19 protein-coding genes and 1 pseudogene are annotated in these 18,958 nt (G+C 71.3%); 7 read left to right on the top strand and 13 right to left on the bottom strand.

All coding sequences use genetic code 11. From position 1 onward, the window contains the following. Positions 1–50 precede the first annotated feature (50 nt). Genes ACIA47_RS11565 through ACIA47_RS11550 form a run of 4 tightly spaced genes read right to left on the bottom strand, consistent with a single transcriptional unit; the run spans position 51 to position 3,542 of the window. Complete coding sequence (locus tag ACIA47_RS11565) at positions 51–1,250, bottom strand: ABC transporter permease (protein WP_396707405.1); 1,200 nt, start codon at positions 1,248–1,250, stop codon at positions 51–53. Further along, positions 1,250–1,933, bottom strand: coding sequence for an ABC transporter ATP-binding protein (locus tag ACIA47_RS11560; RefSeq protein ID WP_203122428.1), 684 nt, complete (start codon positions 1,931–1,933; stop codon positions 1,250–1,252). The genes ACIA47_RS11565 and ACIA47_RS11560 overlap by 1 nt, the downstream gene beginning before the upstream one ends. 8 nt (positions 1,934–1,941) lie before the next feature. Next, entirely contained in the window at positions 1,942–3,033 is a 1,092-nt protein-coding gene (locus ACIA47_RS11555) for a peptidoglycan-binding protein (protein WP_203122420.1), read from the bottom strand. Next, entirely contained in the window at positions 3,030–3,542 is a 513-nt protein-coding gene (locus tag ACIA47_RS11550) for a hypothetical protein (protein ID WP_238411296.1), read from the bottom strand. Before ACIA47_RS11550 ends, ACIA47_RS11555 begins: the two co-directional genes overlap by 4 nt. 141 nt (positions 3,543–3,683) lie before the next feature. Between ACIA47_RS11550 and ACIA47_RS11545 the strand changes: the two genes are divergently transcribed. Then, positions 3,684–4,340: a response regulator transcription factor gene (locus ACIA47_RS11545; RefSeq protein WP_181518658.1), complete on the top strand. Its 657-nt coding sequence runs from the start codon at positions 3,684–3,686 to the stop codon at positions 4,338–4,340. Then, positions 4,337–5,491, top strand: coding sequence for a HAMP domain-containing sensor histidine kinase (locus tag ACIA47_RS11540; protein WP_203122418.1), 1,155 nt, complete (start codon positions 4,337–4,339; stop codon positions 5,489–5,491). Before ACIA47_RS11545 ends, ACIA47_RS11540 begins: the two co-directional genes overlap by 4 nt. A gap of 14 nt (positions 5,492–5,505) precedes the next feature. Here ACIA47_RS11540 and ACIA47_RS11535 read toward each other — a convergent pair whose 3' ends face one another. The 4 genes from ACIA47_RS11535 to ACIA47_RS11520 form a co-directional block, all read right to left on the bottom strand. Then, a complete protein-coding gene (locus tag ACIA47_RS11535; protein WP_396708210.1) occupies positions 5,506–5,952 on the bottom strand; it encodes a nucleoside deaminase in 447 nt (148 codons plus the stop codon). 145 nt (positions 5,953–6,097) lie between these two features. Continuing rightward, a complete protein-coding gene (locus tag ACIA47_RS11530; RefSeq protein ID WP_203122417.1) occupies positions 6,098–6,625 on the bottom strand; it encodes a tRNA adenosine deaminase-associated protein in 528 nt (175 codons plus the stop codon). 117 nt (positions 6,626–6,742) lie between these two features. After that, positions 6,743–6,910: a hypothetical protein gene (locus ACIA47_RS11525; RefSeq protein WP_167362451.1), complete on the bottom strand. Its 168-nt coding sequence runs from the start codon at positions 6,908–6,910 to the stop codon at positions 6,743–6,745. A gap of 111 nt (positions 6,911–7,021) precedes the next feature. Next, entirely contained in the window at positions 7,022–7,411 is a 390-nt protein-coding gene (locus ACIA47_RS11520) for a hypothetical protein (RefSeq protein ID WP_203122415.1), read from the bottom strand. Positions 7,412–7,475: 64 nt separating this feature from the next. On the opposite strand from ACIA47_RS11520, the gene ACIA47_RS11515 reads away from it, so the two are divergent. Together ACIA47_RS11515 and ACIA47_RS11510 are read left to right on the top strand one after the other, a co-directional pair. Continuing rightward, complete coding sequence (locus ACIA47_RS11515) at positions 7,476–8,237, top strand: M23 family metallopeptidase (RefSeq protein WP_396707400.1); 762 nt, start codon at positions 7,476–7,478, stop codon at positions 8,235–8,237. Between the two features lies 1 nt (position 8,238). Further along, positions 8,239–9,312, top strand: coding sequence for a PHP domain-containing protein (locus ACIA47_RS11510; protein ID WP_396707398.1), 1,074 nt, complete (start codon positions 8,239–8,241; stop codon positions 9,310–9,312). On the opposite strand, the pseudogene ACIA47_RS11505 reads toward ACIA47_RS11510, so the two are convergent. Then, positions 9,195–10,410, bottom strand: a pseudogene (locus ACIA47_RS11505) (DMT family transporter); the annotation flags it as partial. The gene ACIA47_RS11510 and the pseudogene ACIA47_RS11505 sit on opposite strands and share 118 nt — an antisense overlap. Positions 10,411–10,540: 130 nt before the next feature. Here ACIA47_RS11505 and ACIA47_RS11500 point away from each other — a divergent pair. Continuing rightward, complete coding sequence (locus tag ACIA47_RS11500) at positions 10,541–12,211, top strand: DUF885 domain-containing protein (protein ID WP_396707396.1); 1,671 nt, start codon at positions 10,541–10,543, stop codon at positions 12,209–12,211. 153 nt (positions 12,212–12,364) lie between these two features. On the opposite strand, the gene ACIA47_RS11495 is transcribed toward ACIA47_RS11500, so the two are convergent. The 3 genes from ACIA47_RS11495 to ACIA47_RS11485 form a co-directional block, all read right to left on the bottom strand. Next, entirely contained in the window at positions 12,365–13,786 is a 1,422-nt protein-coding gene (locus ACIA47_RS11495; RefSeq protein ID WP_396707394.1) for a DUF6114 domain-containing protein, read from the bottom strand. A 92-nt stretch (positions 13,787–13,878) separates the two neighbouring features. Beyond that, entirely contained in the window at positions 13,879–14,502 is a 624-nt protein-coding gene (locus ACIA47_RS11490; protein ID WP_396707392.1) for a DUF6230 family protein, read from the bottom strand. A gap of 393 nt (positions 14,503–14,895) precedes the next feature. Continuing rightward, positions 14,896–16,095 carry a DUF3068 domain-containing protein gene (locus ACIA47_RS11485; RefSeq protein ID WP_396707390.1) on the bottom strand — a complete coding sequence of 400 codons (1,200 nt, stop codon included), beginning with the start codon at positions 16,093–16,095 and terminating at the stop codon, positions 14,896–14,898. Positions 16,096–16,206: 111 nt separating this feature from the next. On the opposite strand from ACIA47_RS11485, the gene ACIA47_RS11480 reads away from it, so the two are divergent. Both ACIA47_RS11480 and ACIA47_RS11475 read left to right on the top strand, forming a co-directional pair. Beyond that, complete coding sequence (locus tag ACIA47_RS11480) at positions 16,207–17,472, top strand: acyltransferase family protein (protein ID WP_396707386.1); 1,266 nt, start codon at positions 16,207–16,209, stop codon at positions 17,470–17,472. Positions 17,473–17,581: 109 nt separating this feature from the next. After that, positions 17,582–18,760 (top strand): glycosyltransferase family 4 protein, encoded by a 1,179-nt coding sequence (locus ACIA47_RS11475; RefSeq protein WP_396708208.1) that lies wholly within the window; start codon positions 17,582–17,584, stop codon positions 18,758–18,760. Here ACIA47_RS11475 and ACIA47_RS11470 read toward each other — a convergent pair. Continuing rightward, entirely contained in the window at positions 18,745–18,939 is a 195-nt protein-coding gene (locus ACIA47_RS11470) for a hypothetical protein (RefSeq protein WP_196920206.1), read from the bottom strand. The genes ACIA47_RS11475 and ACIA47_RS11470 overlap by 16 nt on opposite strands. Positions 18,940–18,958: the final 19 nt, after the last annotated feature.

Below are 18,958 nucleotides of genomic sequence, written 5' to 3'. Positions count from 1 at the left end.
GCCTCAGAGTCATCACGCTCTTTCGCATCAGGCCGCCAGGCCGCAGAAAGTCAGACGGCGGCCAGCGCCTCGGTCGGCGCCAGGCGAGCGGCGCGCACCGCCGGGTAGAGACCGGCGAGGCCGCCGATCACCACTGTCGCGCCCACCCCGCCGAGCATCGCCCAGGCCGGCACGACTGTCGGCCAGTCCTGCGACAGCGCGTAGCCCGCTGTGACCAGGATGCCCAGCACCACCCCACCGATCCCGCCGAGCGCGGAGAGCAGCAGCGATTCGGTGAGGAACTGGGCCCGTACCTGACCGCGGGTGGCGCCGAGTGACCGGCGCAGGCCGATCTCCGCTCGGCGTTCCAGCACCGAGATCACCATGGTGTTCGCCACACCGACCCCACCGACCAGCAGGGCGACCGCGCCCAGGCCCAGCAACAGGCCGGTGAACGCGTCGTCGGTCGCCTCGGCGGCGGCCAGCGCGTCCGAGGGCCGGGACACCTCGACCTCGTTCGGCGCCTCCGGGTTGGTGGTCGCGCCGAGCACCGACCGGACCGCCTCGACCTGCGACTCCTGCGCCCGGGTGTAGACGGTGGTCGGGTGACCGTCGAAGCTTAGGTATTCGGCCGCCGCCGCCCAGCCGACCAACGCCGACGTGTCCAACTCCGGGGCGAGCGGTGCGGCGGCGAGGGTGCCGACCACTGTGAAGGGCCGCCCACCCAGCCACACCTGAACCTGCGGGTCCGCCGAGGTGATCCCGAGCCGCTGCGCGGCGGTGGCGCCGAGCACGACCGCCGGATAGCGGGCGGTCGCCTCGTTGAGCCAGGTGCCGGTGGTCACCTCGGCTCCCACGGTGCCGAGCAGGTCCAGCCGGGCCGCCCGGATGGCGATGCCACCGGTCTCCGCCGCAGGGATCCGGTCCGAGCGGTACACCTTGGCGTCGGGCACCTGCCCGGTCGCGGACACCTCGGTCACCGGGCCGATCCGCCCGATCATCGCGATCGACTCCTCGGGCAGTTGGGCGTCCGCGCCGAACAGGGTGGTGCCCGGCTCGACGGTGAGCAGGTTGGTGCCGAGCGCGTCGAGCGCCCGGTCCAGCTCGGCCCGGGACGACGAGGAGATGCCGACCACCGCGATCATCGCGGCGATGCCGATCGCGATGCCCAACGCGGAGAGGAACGCCCGCAGCGGACGGGTCCGCAGCCCCACCCCACCGACGCGCACGACGTCCGCCGGCCGCAGTCGGGCCGGGGTCAGCGTCGCCATCAGCCGACCCCACCCGGCGCGAGGGCCGAGTCGTGCCGCACCGCGCCGTCGCGCATCCGCACCTGCCGGGGCAGGCTTCCCGCGATCTCCCGGTCATGGGTGATCACCACGACTGTGGTGCCGGCCCGGTGCAGATCGTGCAGCAACTCCAACACCCCGGCACCGGAGTGCGAGTCGAGGTTGCCGGTCGGCTCGTCGGCGAGCAGCACCGCCGGCTCGCCGACCACCGCGCGGGCCACGGCCACCCGCTGCCGTTCCCCGCCGGACAGCTCGTGCGGCCGGTGCCCCAACCGGTGGCCCAGGCCGACCCGGACCAACGCGGCCTCCGCCCGTTCGCGCCGCCGCCGCAGCGGTACGCCGGAGTAGAGCAACCCGTCGGCCACGTTGTCCACGACCGGAACGCCGGGAGCGAGGTGGAACTGCTGGAAGACGAAACCGATCCGGGTGGCCCGCAGCGCGGACAACTCCCGGTCGGTCAGCTTCGCCGCGTCGTACCCGTCGATGAGCACGCTGCCCGACGACGGCCGGTCCAGGGTGCCGATCAGGTGCAGCATTGTCGACTTGCCCGATCCGGATGGGCCGACGATCGCGACCAACTCGCCGTGACCGATCCGCAGCGACACGTCGTCCAACGCGACGACGCCGCCGGCGTACCGCTTGCTGACCCGGTCGAGCACGATCACCTCGCCGTTCACGTCGGCACCACCACCGTCGTGCCCTCGGTGAGGCCCGTACCGGTGACCTCCACCCGGCCGTCGGCGAACAACCCGGTGGTCACCGCGAGGACCCGGCTCGCGTCGCCCTCGGCGACCTGGACGCCGTAGCCGCCCTCGGCCAGCGCCAACAGGGCCGCCACCGGCACGGTGAGCACGTCGCGGCGCTCCGAGACGGTGAACGTCACGTCCGCGCTGGCCTGGTCGAAGCCGGTGAGGGCCTTCGGGTCGGTCACCGCGACGGTCACCTCGATCTTCGTCTCGGCGTCGCCGGCCTGCCCGTTGGCGCCGGTCGCGCCGGCCTGGACGACCGTCTCGACCGTGCTGATCGTGCCCGCCACCGTCCCGCCGTCCGGCAGCCGCACTGTGACCTTCGCGTCGCGCTTGGCCAACCGCTGGTCGTCCACATCCAACTCGACGGTGACGACCCGGCTGGTGCCGGTGTACGTGAGCACCGCCTGGCCGGGCTGAGTGAGATCGCCGACGTCGACCTGGTGGCTCTCCACCCGGACCTCCCGGTCGGCGTACACGACCCGCCCCGGCTCGACCCGACCCGTCTCGCTCAGGCCCAGGTCCTCCTGCCAGTCCCGGACGGCGTCCGCGGTGGCACCGGTGTACTCGTCGTCGACAGTGAAGCCGGTGTAGCCCAGCGCTTCGAGGTTCCGCTCGAACTGCGCGACGTCGGGCCCCTCCACCCCGGGGGCGAGGGTCCGGTACGCGGGCAACCCGCCGTAGAGCAGCACCACCTCCTCGTTGTCGACCAGGTAGAGCGCCTTGCCCCGCCGTACCGTCGACCCGGTGGCCGCCAGCGCAGTGACGGTGCCGCTGAGCTTCGCCGTGGCGGTACGCGTCACGCCGTACCCCAGCTCACCGTCCGCGGTCTCCGAGTCGGCGAGGGTCTGCCGGGTGACCGTGGCGGTTGCGGGTGGAGCGCTGCCGGCCTGGGCGCGGCCCCCGTCGGCGCCGCCGCCGAAGCCCACCGCGGCGACCACGCCCACGGCGGCTACCAGCAGGACGACGCCGCCGGTGACGGCGGCGCGCAGGCGCGAGCGTCGGATGGCGCCGGTCACCGGCCACCTCCGAACTGCGGCGCGTGCTGCCGGCACTTCTCCAGCGCGGCCTTCATGGCCGGGTCGCCGATGTTGATCGCATTGCCTCCCGCCCCGATGCGGACCCGCCCGTCGGCGTCCGGGTCCGGGAAGTCCGGCACCCCGTTCTCCCGCATGCACTTGGCCAGCGTCCGCATCTGCTCGGCCTGCTCGGGGTTGAGCTGCGGTCCCTGCCCGCCGTTGGGCAGCTTGTCCTGGCACTTCTCCATGGCCGCCTGAACCTTCTGCTGGTCCACGTCCGCACCGAACCGGAAGCCGGGACGCCCGCCCGCCTCCGGGTCGGGCATGTCCACCCCGTTCTCCCGCATGCACCGAGCGAAGGCGAGTTGCCGGTCCGAGTCGCCGACCGGCGTGCCGCTCGCCGTGGCCTCGGCCTTCGCCCCACCGGCGGTCGCGACCCCGCCGCCGTCGTCGCCTCCCGCGCCGCACCCGGACAGCGCCAGGGCGAGCAGGACGGGGATCGCAAGCATCTGTCGTCGCATGGTGTCCGCTTCCGCTCAGGTCCGGCGCGGTTCGCCGAACGTGACACCCAGTGCACGGCAGCGGGCGTATCCCCGGCGTTACCGTCGACGGTTATGCCGGCGTTACCGCACCCCGAGCACCATGGAGGGGTGAGAGTGCTGGTGGTCGAGGACGAGAACGTGCTGGCGGACGCCATCGCCGAGTGGCTGCGTCGGGAGTCGTTCGCGGTCGACGTGGCGTACGACGGGGACGCCGCGTTGGAGCGGCTCGGCGTCAACGAGTACGCCGTGGTGGTCCTGGACCGGGACCTGCCGGTGGTGCACGGCGACGACGTGTGTCGGGCGATCGTGGACGCGGGCGGGGAGACCCGGGTGCTGATGTTGACCGCGTCGGCGGCGGTCCGGGAACGGGTGGCGGGGTTGGCGCTCGGCGCCGACGACTATCTGACCAAGCCGTTCGCCCTGGTCGAGCTGTCGGCCCGGGTGCACGCGCTGACCCGCCGGTCCCGCCCGGCGGCGCCGCCGACGCTGCGTCGGGCCGGCATCCAGCTCGACCCGGCTCGACACGAGGTACGCCGCGACGACCGGCACGTGGCGCTGTCCCGCAAGGAGTTCGCGGTGCTGGCCGAGCTGCTGCGCGCCGACGGCGCGGTGGTCTCCGCCGAGGACCTGCTGGAACGCGCCTGGGACGAGCACATCGACCCGTTCACCAACGTGGTCCGGGTGACCGTCATGAAGCTGCGCCGCAAACTCGGCGACCCGCCGGTGATCGAGACGGTCCCCGGGGCGGGGTACCAGATCCGATGAAACGGCTGACGATCCGCGCCCGGCTCACCCTCATCTACGGCGGGCTCTTCCTGTTGGCCGGCGTGGTCCTGCTCGCTGTCACGTACGTGCTGGTGGATCAGCGGATGCCGCAGCCGTTCGGGGTGAAACTGCGGGACCTGCCGAAGACCACCCCCACGACGCCCAGCGGGCAGAACGTCGACAACCTGCGCGCCCTGTTGCAGGAGGTGCAGGACGAGGCGAAGCGCAACGCGTTGGAGTCGCTGCTCACCCAGGGCGGTATCGCGTTGATCGTGGTGTCGACGGTGGCGATCGCGTTCGGCTGGCTGCTCGCCGGTCGGGCGTTGCAGCCCCTGCTCCAGATCACCGGCACGGCCCGCCGGATCGCCGGCGCGGACACCGCCGGCCGTGGCCTGCACGAACGGATCGCGCTGACCGGCCCGCCCGACGAGGTACGCGAACTCGCCGACACGTTCGACGAGATGCTGGAACGGCTGGACCGCTCCTTCGACGGGCAGCGTCGGTTCGTGGCGAACGCCTCGCACGAGCTGCGTACGCCGCTGGCGCTCAACCGCGCCCTGGTGGAGCTGGCGGTCACCCGCCCGGATGCGTCGGCGGAGACCCGGCGGCTGGGCGAGTCGCTGTTGGCGGTCAACGAACGCCACGAGCGGCTGATCGACGGTCTGCTGACCCTGGCCGACTCGGAGAACGAGCTGACCGAGCGTACGCCGGTCGACCTGGCCGAGGTCTGCGCGCACACTACCGACCAGGCCGGGAAGCAGGCACCCGACGTGCGGGTTCGGCGGGCCCTGGCCCCGGCGCCCACCAGCGGCGACGCGGTGCTGTTGGAGCGGCTCACGTTCAACCTGGTGGAGAACGCGCTGCGTCACAACCTGCCCGTCGACGGTTGGGTGGAGGTGCGCACCGGGCTGGTCGACGGCCGGCCCACCCTCACGGTGACCAACACCGGCCCGGTCATCCCCGGCTACGACGTCGAGACGATGTTCCAGCCCTTCCGCCGGCTGTCGCGGGAGCGGGTCGTCGGGGCGCGGGGATTCGGGCTGGGGCTGTCCATCGTCCGCGCTGTGGCCCGGGCTCACGGCGGCACCGCCGAGGCGCAGCCCCGGCCGGACGGCGGTCTGATCGTCACGGTCACCCTGCCGCCGGCCTGACCGGCGACCCGGCGTCAGCGGAAGAACGCGCGCAGGACGGTGGCGGTCTCGGCCTCCAGCACCCCGCCATAGACCTCGGGGCGGTGGTTGAGCCGACGGTCCCGCAGCACGTCCCAGAGCGATCCGGCCGCGCCGGTCTTGGGTTCCCACGCGCCGAACACGACTGTGGAGACCCGGGCCAGCACCAGTGCCCCGGCGCACATGGTGCACGGTTCGAGGGTGACCACCAGGGTGCAGCCGTCCAGCCGCCACCGGCCGGTGCGCTCGGCGGCCCGGCGCAGGGCCAGCACCTCGGCGTGGGCGGTGGGGTCGCCGGTCAGCTCGCGTTCGTTGCGTCCGGTGGCCAGCTCGGTGCCGTCCGGCCCGTAGAGCACCGCCCCCACCGGCACGTCGTCGACGTCGGTGCTGACCGTGTCGTCGACGGGTGGACCGGCGACGGCGATCTCCAGGGCGCGGCGCATCCACAGCTCGTGCCGCTGTCGTCGGCCGACCTCGCCCGGGTCGGCCAAACCCTCGTGGGCGCCGGGCCCGGCGCGGCCCACCACGCCGGGGGTCGGCTGGCCCGGTCGGATCGACTCCAGCGACGGATCGGTGGCGTCGGCCGGCTCAGACCTCACGCAGCTCCTCGACCTCGTCGGCGCAGCCGAGCACCTGGCAGATCTCGGAGGTGACGTCCGCCGGCATCATCCCCTCGTGGGTGCAGAGGGTCAGCAGCTTCTGCGCGGAGATGCCCAGGTTGGCCAGCAGGTCGGCGTCACCGACCGGGTCGGCCTCCGGGTCGACGACGGGCTGCTCGCTCTCCTCGTCACCGGTGCTCACCGGACGTGGCTCGTCGTCACCGTCGAGCCCGGTGACCGAGGTCTTCAGGTCACCGACCAGCAGCGCCCCGAGCTGCGACTCCTCGGCGTACGCGGAGTCCGAACCGAACACCCGCAGGTCCTCGCCCTCGTCGAGGCGCAGGATCACCAGGTACGCGTCGTCGCCCTCGACGAAGAGCAGCGACACGTCGGCCTCCTGGTCGACGTCACGCAGCCGGTCGGCAACCTCGTCGATGTCGGTGGCGCCACGCAGGCTGACCTCGGCGGCGGTCCAGCCACTGTCGTCGCGCACCACGGCCGCAGCGAAGTACGACACGGTCCCCCCAATAGCCCTCGACACAGCGTCGACTCGTTACGCGTGCACGTTAGCCGGTCGGGTCGGCAGGTGACCCGTCAACGCCCCGAAGGGCGGGTCATTCCTGACAAAGTCGGATCAGCCGACGACTCGACGGCGGGTGGCGATGAGCTGGCGCAGACGCTCGGTGCGCTGCCGCTGCGGTCGGCTGCGCTGGCGGACCGCCCGGGCGCCCGCCAACTCGGCCAGCAACTGCAGTCGACGGCGATTGCGATCGGGATCCTGCCGGGGAGTGGTCCAGGCCATGGTCCCGAGCGTGCCCAGTCTCGGCGGCCACGTCAAGACGGCGTTCGCTACGCAGCCAACCGGGCACACGGTGCAGTCACCGAGCCCCGTTTCGGGGCCTGTCCGTGCCGGTCACCACAGCGGCCAGTCACCACTGGTGGCCCAGCGGACCGCCACCACGGCGGCCGCGATGCTCCAACCACCCGCCGTGACGATGGCGACCCCGGTGGCCACCCCTCGGTCGCCGTAGCGAACCAGCACCAGGGCGGTGACCCAGGCCAGCAGGCCGGCGAACACCGTCCACCACGCGTAGCTGGCCACGTCGGTGCCGAGCAGGCCGAACAGCAGCAGCCAACCAGCCGCGGCGCCGCCACCGGAGGCGACACCACCGCCGGTGACCGGGTGCGGCTCGCGGTAGGTGGGCCGCGTCGGTGGCCCGGAGGGGAAGAGACCCGACGGGGTACGCGGCACCGGGCGGACGGCACCGAAATCCGGGCCAGGGTCGGGTCGGGCAATGGTCACCGTCGCTGCCCTCCCTCACGCGTGCCGCTCGTGCCCACGGTACCGGCTCTGCCAGGATGACCGGATGTCCTCGCCGACGATCAGGCGCCGCGCTCGTCCGGCGTACCCGATCCTGCTGCTGCTCGCCCCGGTGCTGGCCGCCGGCTGTGCGACCACTCGGCCGGGGGTGCCCGACGGCGCCGCGCCGACGCCACCTTCGGTCTGGGCGACCGCCGACCAGCCGGCGTCGCAGCCGCCCACGCCGGTGGCGACCGACCCGAGCCCCCCGGCGCCGTCGTCGGCCCGGCCGTCGGCGACGGCACCCCGCACCGGGCTGAAGCACGTCTTTCCGGTACGCGCCGACAACGTCGACTACCACCCGACGCACGGGGCGTACCCGGGGACGGATCTCTTCGCCGACTGCGGCGAACCGTTCGTGGCGGTGACCGACGGGACGGTGCTGGAGGTGAGCCGCGTGGACCGGTACCGCAAGCGTGGGCCACAGGGCCCGGACAACGGCGGCCTGTCGGTCGCCCTGCTCGGCGACGACGGGGTGCGCTACTACGGCTCGCACCTGAGCGTCGTGACCAACGGAGTCGACGCCGGGGTGCGGGTCCGCGCCGGGCAGCAACTCGGCAAGGTGGGCCGCACCGGCAACGCGAACAACGTGTGTCACGTGCACTTCGGCATCTCGCCGGCGTGCGCGGGCAAGGACGACTGGTGGATCCGGCGCGGGGTGATCTGGCCGGCGCGTTACCTGGACTCCTGGCGGCGCGGCGGCAACCGGGAGCCGGCCGCTGAGGTCACCGCGTGGCAACGCAAGCACGGCTGCCCGAAGGCACCCTGACATGGCCCGCGCGAGAGATCCCATCGCCGACCTGCGCCGGATCGCGTTCCTGCTGGAACGGGCGAACGAGGCCACCTACCGGGTACGCGCCTTCCGGTCGGCGGCGAAGGCGCTGGCCGGCCTGCCTGCGGCCGAGCTGACCGAACGGGCCGGCAACGGCACGCTCACCGAACTGGCCGGTGTCGGTGACGTCACGGCCCGCTGCGTGGCGGAGTCCCTCGCCGGCGAGGAACCGGTCTACCTCCGCCGGCTGGTGGCGACCGAGGGCAGCGACCTGGACGCCGAGTCCACGGCGCTCCGCGCCGCCCTGCGCGGCGACTGTCACACCCACTCGGACTGGTCCGACGGCGGCTCACCCATTGAGGAGATGGCGCTGGCCGCGGTGGAGTTGGGCCACGAGTACCTGGTGCTGACCGACCACTCGCCCCGCCTGACGGTGGCCCGGGGGCTGACCGCGGAGCGGCTACGCCGGCAGCTCGACCACGTGGCGCAGGTCAACGCGGCGCTGCCCGAGGGTTTCCGGATCCTCACCGGGATCGAGGTGGACATCCTCGCCGACGGCTCCCTGGACCAGGACGACGACCTGCTGGCACGGCTCGACGTGGTGGTCGGGTCGGTGCACAGCGGCCTGAAGGACGAGCGGTCGAAGATGACCCGGCGCATGCTGAAGGCGGTCGCCAACCCGCACCTGGACATCCTCGGTCACGTCACCGGCCGGATGGTGTCGTCCCGACCGGCCGGGGTGACCGGCCCGGGCGATCGGGGGCACCGCGCGCGCACCCGGGCGGAGAGCGACTTCGACGCGGACGCCGTCTTCGCCGCCTGCGCCGAGCACGACACCGCCGTCGAGATCAACTCTCGGCCGGAGCGGCAGGACCCGCCGAAGCGCCTGATCCGCCGCGCCCTGGAGGCTGGCTGCCGGTTCGCCATCAACACCGACGCGCACGCGCCCGGCCAACTCGACTGGCAACGATTCGGCTGTGAACGCGCCGCCCTCTGCGGCGTCCCCGCCGACCGCGTGATCAACACCTGGTCGGCAGAGCAACTGGTGACCTGGACGCACAACCGCAGCTGACCAGCCCCCGGGCGCTGATCGGCTCGCGTTCCTTGAAATCGGGCTGTCCCGGTCCGCCGGACACCCCCGATTTGAAGAAAACCGAGTCGATCACGCACCGGATCGAACGGTGGTCTGTCAGCGGCGGGCGGGTTCGGCGGCGGGTGTGGCGGGAGCACCGACGCCGACGACCGGGCTGCTCCGGCGGCGACTGAACATCCCCTGCGAGACCGCGACCCCGAGCAGCACGATCAGCGCGCCGACCGGTTGGTGCCAGTTGAGTCGTTCGTCGAGCGCCAGAGCACCGATCAGCACCGCGAAGATCGGAATCAGGTATGTGACGGTGGACGCGGTGCTCGCGCCGGCCACCCGGATGTTGCGCATGTTGATCACGAACGCGAGCCCGGTGCCGAGCGCGCCGAGGGTCAACACACTTGCCACCACCCCCGCCGACAGCTCGGTGGGTAGCGGCGGCAGGCCGGCGACGAAGGGGGTGACGATGGCCAGCTGCGCGGCGGCGAGCAGCAGTTGCGCGGTGGAGAGCGACAGACCCGAGTGCGCGCTGCCGGCGACGAACCGCTTCTGGTACGGGATGGCCACGCCGTAGCAGGCCGCCGCACCGAAGCACATGAGCTGCCCGGTGAAGTGTGCGCCGCCGATGCCCTCCCAGACCCCGAGCACCACCAGCACCCCGACGAAACCCAGCCCGAGCCCGACCGCACGGCGCACTGTGAGCCGCTCGGTGCGGAAGACCAGCACCGCCAGCGGCAGCACGATCAACGGCGTGGTGGCGTTCCAGATGCCGGCCAGCATCGACTCGACCCGCTGCTCGCCGTAGCCGAAGAGGGTGAACGGCACTGCCACGCCGAAGGCGGCGACGACGGTCAGGTGCGCCCACACCCGAGGCTCGCGGGGCAGCCGGTCGCGCAGCACGGCGAGGACCACCAGCAGGGTCAACGCGCCGGCGACGACCCGGTAGAGGGTGAGTTGGACCGGGTGCAGCTCAGCCACCCCGACCTTGATGAAGAGAAAGCTGGAACCCCAGATCGCGGCGAGGGCGACAAAGCCGGGCAGCCAGGCACGGACCGGCGCTTTGTCAGGAGTGGTATCGGTGCTCACCCCTGACACTCTGCCGCAACCGTACGACAAAGTCGCGCGGCTTTCGGCCGTCACGCCGTGCCTGAACCCGCAGCTCCAACACGACAAACGTCGGCGACACAGGGGTGGGGTGGTCACGTAGTGTCGCAGCGTGGGACGAATTGATGAACTCGCCAACCGCTACGTGGCCGAGTGGGCGCCGTTGAGCCCCACCGGCGCGACCTTCGTCGGCATCGCCGGCCATGACGACCAGCTCGACGACCTCTCGCCCGACGGCTACGGGGCGCGCGCGGACCTCACCCGCCGGACCCTCGCCGAGCTGGAGGTGACCGAGCCGGAGACCGAATCGGAACGGACCGCCAAGGAGGCCATGCAGGAACGGCTCGGCCTGGACCTCGCCCGGTACGACGCCGGCGAGGTGACCAGCGAGGTCAGCGTGATCACCAGCGGGCTGCACGAGATCCGCATGGTGTTCGACCTGATGCCCACCGCGACCAGCGACGACCAGGCCAACATCGCCGCCCGCCTCAACGGCTTCGGTGCCGCACTCGAGGGCTACAAGACCACGCTGCGCGAGGCGCTCGCCGCCGGTGAGGTCAGCTCGAAGGTGCAGTTGGTCGAAGTGGCCAAGCAGTGCGACATCTGGGTCGACCCGACCGGTGACAACTTCTTCCACGGGCTGGTCGAACGGCTCGGGGCGGAGGGCACGCTCGGCTCGGAGCTGCGTCGGGGTGCGGCGGCGGCGACCGCGGCGACCGCGGAGTTCGGCCAGTTCCTGCGTACCGAACTGGCCCCGCACGGGCGGGACAAGCAGGCCGCCGGTCGGGAGCGCTACGAGCTCGCCTCGCAGTACTTCCTCGGCGCCAAGGTCGACCTGGACGAGACGTACGCCTGGGGGTTCGCGGAGCTGGCCCGCCTGGAGGCGGAGATGCGGGTCGTGGCGGGGCGCATCGCCGGCTCCGGTGCCAGCGTCGACGAGGCCGTGGCCACCCTGGACGCCGACCCCGCCCGGACCATCCAGGGCAAGGAGGCATTCCGGGACTGGATGCAGGCGCTGGCCGACAAGGCGATCACCGAGCTGAACGGCACCCACTTCGACATCCCGGAGCAGGTCCGCCGCATCGAGTGCTGCCTCGCACCGACCAGTGACGGCGCCATCTACTACACCGGCCCGAGTGAGGACTTCTCCCGCCCGGGTCGGATGTGGTGGGCGGTCCCGCAGGGCATCAGCGACTTCTCCACCTGGCGAGAGGTGACCACGGTCTACCACGAGGGCGTGCCGGGTCACCATCTCCAGGTGGGGCAGACCGCCGTCCGGGCCGACCTGCTCAACCGTTGGCAGCGGCTGCTCTGCTGGGTCTCCGGGCACGGTGAGGGTTGGGCGCTCTACTCGGAGCGGCTGATGGACGAGCTGGGCTACCTGGAGGATCCGGGCGACAAGCTGGGCATGCTCGACGGCCAGGCGATGCGCGCGGCACGGGTGATCGTGGACATCGGCATGCACCTGGAGTTGGAGATTCCGAAGGACAATCCGTTCAACTTCCACCCGGGCGAGCGGTGGACGCCCGAGCTGGGCTGGGAGTTCATGCGGGCGCACTGCCGGGTTCCGGACGAGAACCTGCGCTTCGAGCTGAACCGCTACCTGGGTTGGCCGGGGCAGGCACCGTCGTACAAGGTGGGTGAGCGGATCTGGCTCCAGGCCCGCGAGGACGCCAAGGCCCGCAAGGGCGCTGATTTCGACCTGCGGGAGTTCCACCGGCAGGCGTTGGACCTGGGTGCGCTGGGTCTCGACCCGCTGCGCCGGGCGCTGGCCCGGCTCTGACCGGGCGGTGGCTGCGCGCGCCGACGGTACGACGAGTCCGTCGCCCGCGCGCGGCCACGCCCCGAGCCGAGGCTGCTCGCGCGACCGGGCGCTCCACCCCGACGCTGCTCGCGCGACCGGCGCTGCACCCGAGGCCGCTCTGCGGTTGTGCGCTCAGCCGAGGGTGAGTGCCAACGCCGGGCGGGCGGTCAGCGTGTCGCTGGTGACGTACGCCAGGTCGATGGCGGGGTCGGTGAACGTGATCGGGATGGGCGAGGTGATCGGAAGGCCGTCCGGTAGCGGCAGATCCGGAGTCAGCGTGATCTTGATGCCGAGCAGTCGGCCGACGAAGCGGGTCGCGTAGAAGGCCACATCTCCCCGCACGGTCAACTGGTTGGTCGCGTACCGCTGGTTGCGCCCTGCGGGGCCGTCGGCCCGCAGCAGGAAGTCGGTGGTCACCGCCTCCCGCATGCTGAACTTCAGCACCTTGAGGTCGCCCTTCACGGTGTGCAGGTCCGTGACTCCCTCGAACCGCAGCCCGGTCATCCGCACCGACGACCCGGTGAGCTTCGACGGCGTCTGGGCCACCGTCGGCAGGGCCGGATCGGCGGCGATCCGCGGCAGAAGCTTGCCCGGCTGCACCGTTTCCGGCCGGTCGGGTGCCGGCTTGCCGGGCTTGCCCGGGGTCGGCTTGCCAGGGGGCTGCGACGGGCAGTCGGCGGGGCCGGGGCGGGGGGTTGCCGTGCTGGTCGGCCGGGCTGTCGGTGTGGCAGTGGTACGCACCGAGGGGGCAGGGTCCTCTTGGCCTCCAATGCCGAGCAGATCGCCTATCCCGTCCAGGATGTCGGTGATCACGTTGCCACCCTGTCCCGGGCTCGGGGTGGGCGTCGGCATGGCCGCGCTACGGCTGGGCGACGGGGTGACCGCCCGGGGCGGAGTGGGGCAGCCGGTCGAGGCCGGTCGGCTCGGCGCGGCCTGCACCGCTCGGGGCTGGCTGGCCAGACCGACGGCCGCCAGGCCGAGGACCACGAAAGTGATGGCAAAGGCTCGCGGATCAGCGGAATGTCCCGGCCACTCGGGCGGCGCACCCTCGTCTGACGCCCCGCCCCCCGGATGATCGACCCGCACGACACCGCCCTGACCGACACCGCCCGGGTCATCGCCGTTCTGCTCGATCTCGGCCTGTTGCGGGGTGGGCGGTGCGGGGCGGATCGGGGTCCAGGCGAAGGCGAGCGCGCTGCCGACGATGCCGAGCAGCAGACCGACGAAGAAGCCGCCCAGATTGAGCCCGATCAGCGAGTACACCGCAGTGACCGCCGCAACGACCGAGTAGAACAGCCGCTGCGCCGGGGTGAACCAGAGCAGCAGGCCACAGGTCACCAGGATGATCGGGATCAGCAGCGAGAGCAGGCCGGTCGCACCACTGTGGAAGCTGAGACCGTTGAGGGTCATCCGGGTGGAGGCGAACATCTCCAGCCCGGCCAGGGCGATGAGCAGTCCGCCCCAGAACGGCCGGCTGCGCTGCCAGCGGCGAAAGAGCCGCCACGCCTGAACCGGACCACCGGGCCGGGCGTGGGACGGGTTCGCGGTTGTCACGTACTCCTCCTGGCCGAGCAGAGACGGAACCGAGCGGGGATGGGGGCATGGGCCCGGCCCGCGGCGCTGACCACCGCGGGCCCGGGCTCAGCTCAGAAGCACTCCTTGCCCTTGGCGTCGTCACCCACGTTGACCTTGAGTCGGAGGCCGACCAGGTTGAACGTGGCCGCCGTGGTGTAGCGGGACACCTGTCGCAGGTTGGTGATGGTGACGTGGTCGGAGTTCTGGCCGAACGAGCCGGCCTGCGCCGTCGGGTTCAGGTCGGTGGCGTCCCGACCGATCCTGATGTTGGTGAAGGTCGCATTGCCGTTCAACGAGTCCATCGCGATCAGCAGGTCCTTGGCGCGGGCGGGTTCCTTGCCCTCGCCGGCGTTGATGGTGAGCACCACCGGCAGGCCCGGCAGGTCGGCGCGGACGGACTGGCAGAGGCTGTACAACTCGGCGCTGCTGATCTCGGAGAGCGCGATCGGGTGGGCCTGACCGGCCTTCCCGTCCTTGCCCTTCTCGCGGACGATGCCGCCGTACTGCTTGAAGCCGTCGCCCTCCAGGCGGTCGGCGCCGATCTTGAACGTCTGCCCGGAGACCGTGATGTCGGACGCGATCGCGCCGGTCGACATTCCGAAGAGGATGGCGCCGGCAGCCGCCGTGGCGGGCACCATCATGGCGGCGAACCGCCACCATCGGGTACGACCCTGACTGTCTAACCGATCCTGCACGGGTTCCTCCTCGGGTCGATGCGCGCGAGTGGCCGGTCCCGAGCGGGCGGCCACACTGGGAGCCCGCGGTCTGTTACCGGCTGGTAACCATCGGGCTTGATGGTGCACCCGTTGCGGCGCAGGTCACAACCCCCTGATTACAGGGCGGTAACAGGCGGGCGACCAGGCGGAGGTGTGGCATCACAGAAAGTGAACACATCCACCTTCGCAACCCTCCTGTTTGGTGACAAGGCGGGCATGAAGCGGTGGTGGGATCAGCGCAAGGTGACTCTACATTGACTAATTACAATCGAATAACAAATGTAAAGCACGCAGGTCGTGCGGCTTGCCACATGGCCGAGGGGTGGACCGCTTGCGGTCCACCCCTCGGTCGTACGTCCGGTCCTACGCGCGTCAGCGCTGCTCCACCTCGCCCGGAGCCGGACGCTGGGTCGGCACAGTCGGGTCCTCCGACTTCCAGTTGGTCGAAGCCGGCGGGATCTCGTCGGTCAGTGGCCCGCCGACCGGCTGCGGCCTGGGCTGCTCGACGGTGTCCGTGTCGCGGACCGGCTCCTGGTCCACCCGGGTGGGCGTCGGGTCGTCGACCGCCGGCTCGGCGCGGTGCCGGGCCGTCCCACCCTCGGGTCGGGTCACCAGCCACACACCGAAGACGACAGCGATCAGACCGAGGACACCAGCGACGATCGGGCCCCAGAAACTGATCAGGCCGATCTTGAAACGGTTGTCCTTGACCGTCTCGACACTGCGGCTGACCGTGTCGTCGTTGTAGTTGAAGTCCGCGTCGAGCAGCACCGTGGGAGTGCCGGTGTTGGGCTGCAACTCCTTGTGCTGCTGCTCCCGCACGTTCACGTACGAGCCGGTGACCGGGTCGACCCAGACCGTCCGGATGTTGCTGTAGACGATCTGACCGCTGGTGGCACCTGGCGCGAACTTGCCGACCAACGTCTGGAGGCTGCTCTCCGGCGTGGCCAGCACCTCGTTCTCGATCCGCTGCTCGAAGCGGTACGCCTCGATGCCCTTGATCTTTTCGGTGCCGACGAACTTCGCCGGAGTGGCCCGCTTCAGATCACGGTCGAAAATCTGGTAGTCGCGCTTGTCCGTCCCGAACGGGAACTTGTAGATCTGACCGGAGTACTTGACGTTGCCGACCGGAGTCCCGTCCGCCCCGGTCTCGTTGAGCCACTGCTCCTTCCAGGAGGCGGCCGCACCGGAGATCCGGTCGAGAGCGAGTTCGGTGCTGTACTGGCTGACCACCACCTCAGGGCTGTCGGTACGCCGGACCGTCTGGTAGACGTCCCAGATCACCGCGTCGCCCTTGAGGTCCTCGGGCAGCCGGTCCCTGGTGTCGTCCGGCTGGGGAATGACCTCGACATTGGACGTGAGGTCGCCCTGCTGGACCTCGATGGTCGCCGAATCTCCGACCCGGGTGATCTTCAGGAACTTGGCGTTCTTCGCCTCGGCGACGGACGTCGTTGGCTCAAGATCGTAGGGGAGCTTGGTCACGGCAGGGGCCACATAAAACGGCAGCCCGGCCGCGAAGACCAGCAATAAGACGCCAAGCCCGAAGAGCGCGGCGCCCACGCGAAGCTTCACTCATCCTCCTGTAACCTGCCGCCCTACGACCTGTTGTCCGGGGCACCCGATCCTTAACATGGCGGGAGGTTACTCCCCGGTCACCTTCAAAGCGACCCCCTGGATGTCCAGATGTCCACAGCCGCCGCGCCAACAGTTTCGGAGCCTTCGGTAACCGGCCGACTTCCCGCCCTCGACGCGCTGCGAGCAATCGGCGCGGTGGCGGTCGTCGGTCACCACATCGGGTTCCAGACCGCCGTCACCATGAACACCACCTGGGGCGGCTGGCTGGCTCGACTGGACGTCGGCGTCGCCATCTTCTTCGTACTGTCCGGGTTTCTGCTGTTTCGGCCGTGGGCGCTCAACGCCGCGATGGGCCTGGCCAGACCCCGCGCCAAGCGCTACCTGTGGCGGCGAGCCCTGCGCATCCTGCCCGCCTACTGGTTGGCGGTCGTGGTCTGCCTGATCGTCCTGCCGCAGAACGGGCAGGCGTCCGTCGGCGACTGGATCCGCCACCTCACCTTCACCCAGATCTACCAGGCCGGGCAGTTGCGCGCCGGGCTCAGCCAGACCTGGAGTCTCGCCACCGAGGTCGTGTTCTACCTGCTCCTGCCGCTGGTCGCCGTGCTCGCCGTCGGCCGGTCCTGGCGTCCCGTGCGGACCATCGTGATCGTCAGCGGAAGTGCGCTGCTGACCGCGGGATGGCTCACCCTGATGGGGCTCGGCTGGCTCGACACCGCCCTGCACACCATGTGGTTCCCCTCGTACGCCGCCTGGTTCGGCGCCGGCATGGCACTGGCGGCGGCGCACGTCGCCCTGCGCACCGGGACCGCGCCCGTGGCCTTCCGGATCCTGGACGACCTGGCCTCGGCACCGGTCACCTGCTGGGCCGCCGCCGTCGGCCTGATGGCGATCGCGACGACGCCCGTCGCCGGCCCCCGCGACCTCACCGAGCCGACGGCCGCCGAGTTCGGCGTCAAGCTGGCCCTCTACCTCGTGATCGCGGCGCTGATCCTGATCCCGGTGGCCTTCGGCGGGCCGAGCCGGGCCAAGGAGATCTTCGGCAGCTCGTCCGCCCGGTGGCTCGGCGCGGTCTCGTACGGGCTGTTCCTGTGGCACCCCATGGTCATCGAACTCATCTACCTGGTCGACGACCGCCCGCTGTTCACCGGTGGGCTGCTCAACACCTTCGCCCTCACCACGGCCTTCGGTCTGGTCTACGCCGCGGTCAGCTACTACGGCGTCGAGCGGCCCCTGCAACTGCTCGGGTCGCAGGGTCGGCGCCGATCCACCGGGCGTGGGCAGACGCCCGGGACCCCCGCCACCGACGTGGCCGCACCGGCCACCACACCGCCGACCGTCGCGGCTGGCACGCCGGTGCCCACGGTCGGCGGGTAGCGCCCAGCGCTGGCCCATCGGGGCATTGCCGGCCGGCACACCAGCCCCTAATGTGACGCGGGTCGCTAAATTACTTGAGAGTAGGGTTCGCGTGGAGCGTCGCTTCGGCATGCCCGGACACGTGTTGTTCCTCAACTGGCGAGACACCCGCAACCCCGAGGGTGGCGGTTCCGAGGTGTACGTCGAACGGATCGCCGCCGAACTGGTGGCGCGCGGATTCCGCGCCACTCTCTTCTGCGCCGCCCACAGCCAGGCTCCCGCCGACGAGGTCAACGAGGCGGGCGTACGGCTGGTGCGGCGCGGCGGCCGACACAGCGTCTACCTCTGGGCGGCACTCTGTTACGTCGCGGGCGCGCTGGGCATCGGCCCGCTGGCGGCCCGCCGCGGCGGCCGGCCCGACGTCCTGGTCGACGTCTGCAACGGGTTGCCGTTCCTCGCCCCGCTGTGGGCACGACGCCCGGTGGTCAAGCTGATCCACCACGTGCACCGCGAGCAGTGGCCCGTGGTGCTTCCACAGTGGGCGGCCCGGTTCGGCTGGTGGATCGAATCGTCGCTCGCCGTACGCCTCTACCGGCGGTGCCGGTACGTCACCGTCTCTGAGGCGACCCGCCGAGAGTTGGCAGTGCTCGGCGTGCCGCCGGAGCAGGTCTCCGTGGTGCACAACGGCACCCCGGCGATGCCCCACACCGACGCCGAACGGGCGACGTTCCCGCTGCTCGTGACGCTGAACCGACTGGTGCCACACAAGCGGGTGGAGGTGGCGCTGCGGGCCGTGGCGGCCCTCGCCGACGAGCTGCCCCAACTACGTCTGGTCGTCGCCGGCCAGGGCTGGTGGGAGTCGCACCTGCGTGAACTCGCCGCGGAGCTGGACATCACCGAGCGGGTGGACTTCCGGGGCTTCGTGACCGAGGAGGAGAAGGCCGCCCTGCTCGCCTCGGCCTGGGTGGCCCTGACCCCGTCCCTCAAGGAGGGCTGGGGGCTCACGATCGTGGAGGCGGGTTCGGCGGGCACCCCGACGGTGGCGTTCCGGGGAGCGGGCGGAGTCGCCGAAGCGGTCGTCGACGGGCGTACCGGCCTGCTGGCCGACGACATCGACGACTACCTGATGAAGGTGCGCACGCTCCTGCACCAGGATGAGCTGCGGCGGGAGATGGGCGCCCAGGCCCGGGAGCACGCCGCCAGCTTCACCTGGCAGGCCGCGGGTGGGCGCTTCGAGGCGATCCTCAAGGGTGTGGAGTCGCCCCGCCCGGTGCAGCAGCGGGGCGAGCCGTCCTACCTGTCGCCGTAAACCGCGGGGGCGTACGGGTCCTTCTTACCGGCGCGCTTGGCCGCCTCCGAGACGAGCTTGGCCTCCTTCGCGGCCTCCTCGTCGGTGGCGGTCGCGGCGGCCGAGATCCCGCCGAGAGCCAGGATCCCCAGCAACGCCGCCACCAGGCCAGACACGACCAGGGTCAAAGCTCTACGCATGCCAATCCTCCAATGGCGA

The organism is Micromonospora sp. NPDC051227, from assembly GCF_044455385.1.
Lineage (GTDB): Bacteria > Actinomycetota > Actinomycetes > Mycobacteriales > Micromonosporaceae > Micromonospora.
This window is presented reverse-complemented; position numbering and strand designations above follow the sequence as displayed.

Bases quoted from the DNA above. Each gene is read 5' to 3' on its own strand.
- ACIA47_RS11565 (WP_396707405.1), bottom strand. From the start codon at position 1,250: ATGGCGACGCTGACCCCGGCCCGACTGCGGCCGGCGGACGTCGTGCGC.
- ACIA47_RS11550 (WP_238411296.1), bottom strand. From the start codon at position 3,542: ATGCTTGCGATCCCCGTCCTGCTCGCCCTGGCGCTGTCCGGGTGCGGC.
- ACIA47_RS11540 (WP_203122418.1), top strand. From the start codon at position 4,337: ATGAAACGGCTGACGATCCGCGCCCGGCTCACCCTCATCTACGGCGGG.
- ACIA47_RS11535 (WP_396708210.1), bottom strand. From the start codon at position 5,952: ATGCGCCGCGCCCTGGAGATCGCCGTCGCCGGTCCACCCGTCGACGAC.
- ACIA47_RS11525 (WP_167362451.1), bottom strand. From the start codon at position 6,910: ATGGCCTGGACCACTCCCCGGCAGGATCCCGATCGCAATCGCCGTCGA.
- ACIA47_RS11515 (WP_396707400.1), top strand. From the start codon at position 7,476: ATGTCCTCGCCGACGATCAGGCGCCGCGCTCGTCCGGCGTACCCGATC.
- ACIA47_RS11510 (WP_396707398.1), top strand. From the start codon at position 8,239: ATGGCCCGCGCGAGAGATCCCATCGCCGACCTGCGCCGGATCGCGTTC.
- ACIA47_RS11480 (WP_396707386.1), top strand. From the start codon at position 16,207: ATGTCCACAGCCGCCGCGCCAACAGTTTCGGAGCCTTCGGTAACCGGC.
- ACIA47_RS11475 (WP_396708208.1), top strand. From the start codon at position 17,582: ATGCCCGGACACGTGTTGTTCCTCAACTGGCGAGACACCCGCAACCCC.
- ACIA47_RS11470 (WP_196920206.1), bottom strand. From the start codon at position 18,939: ATGCGTAGAGCTTTGACCCTGGTCGTGTCTGGCCTGGTGGCGGCGTTG.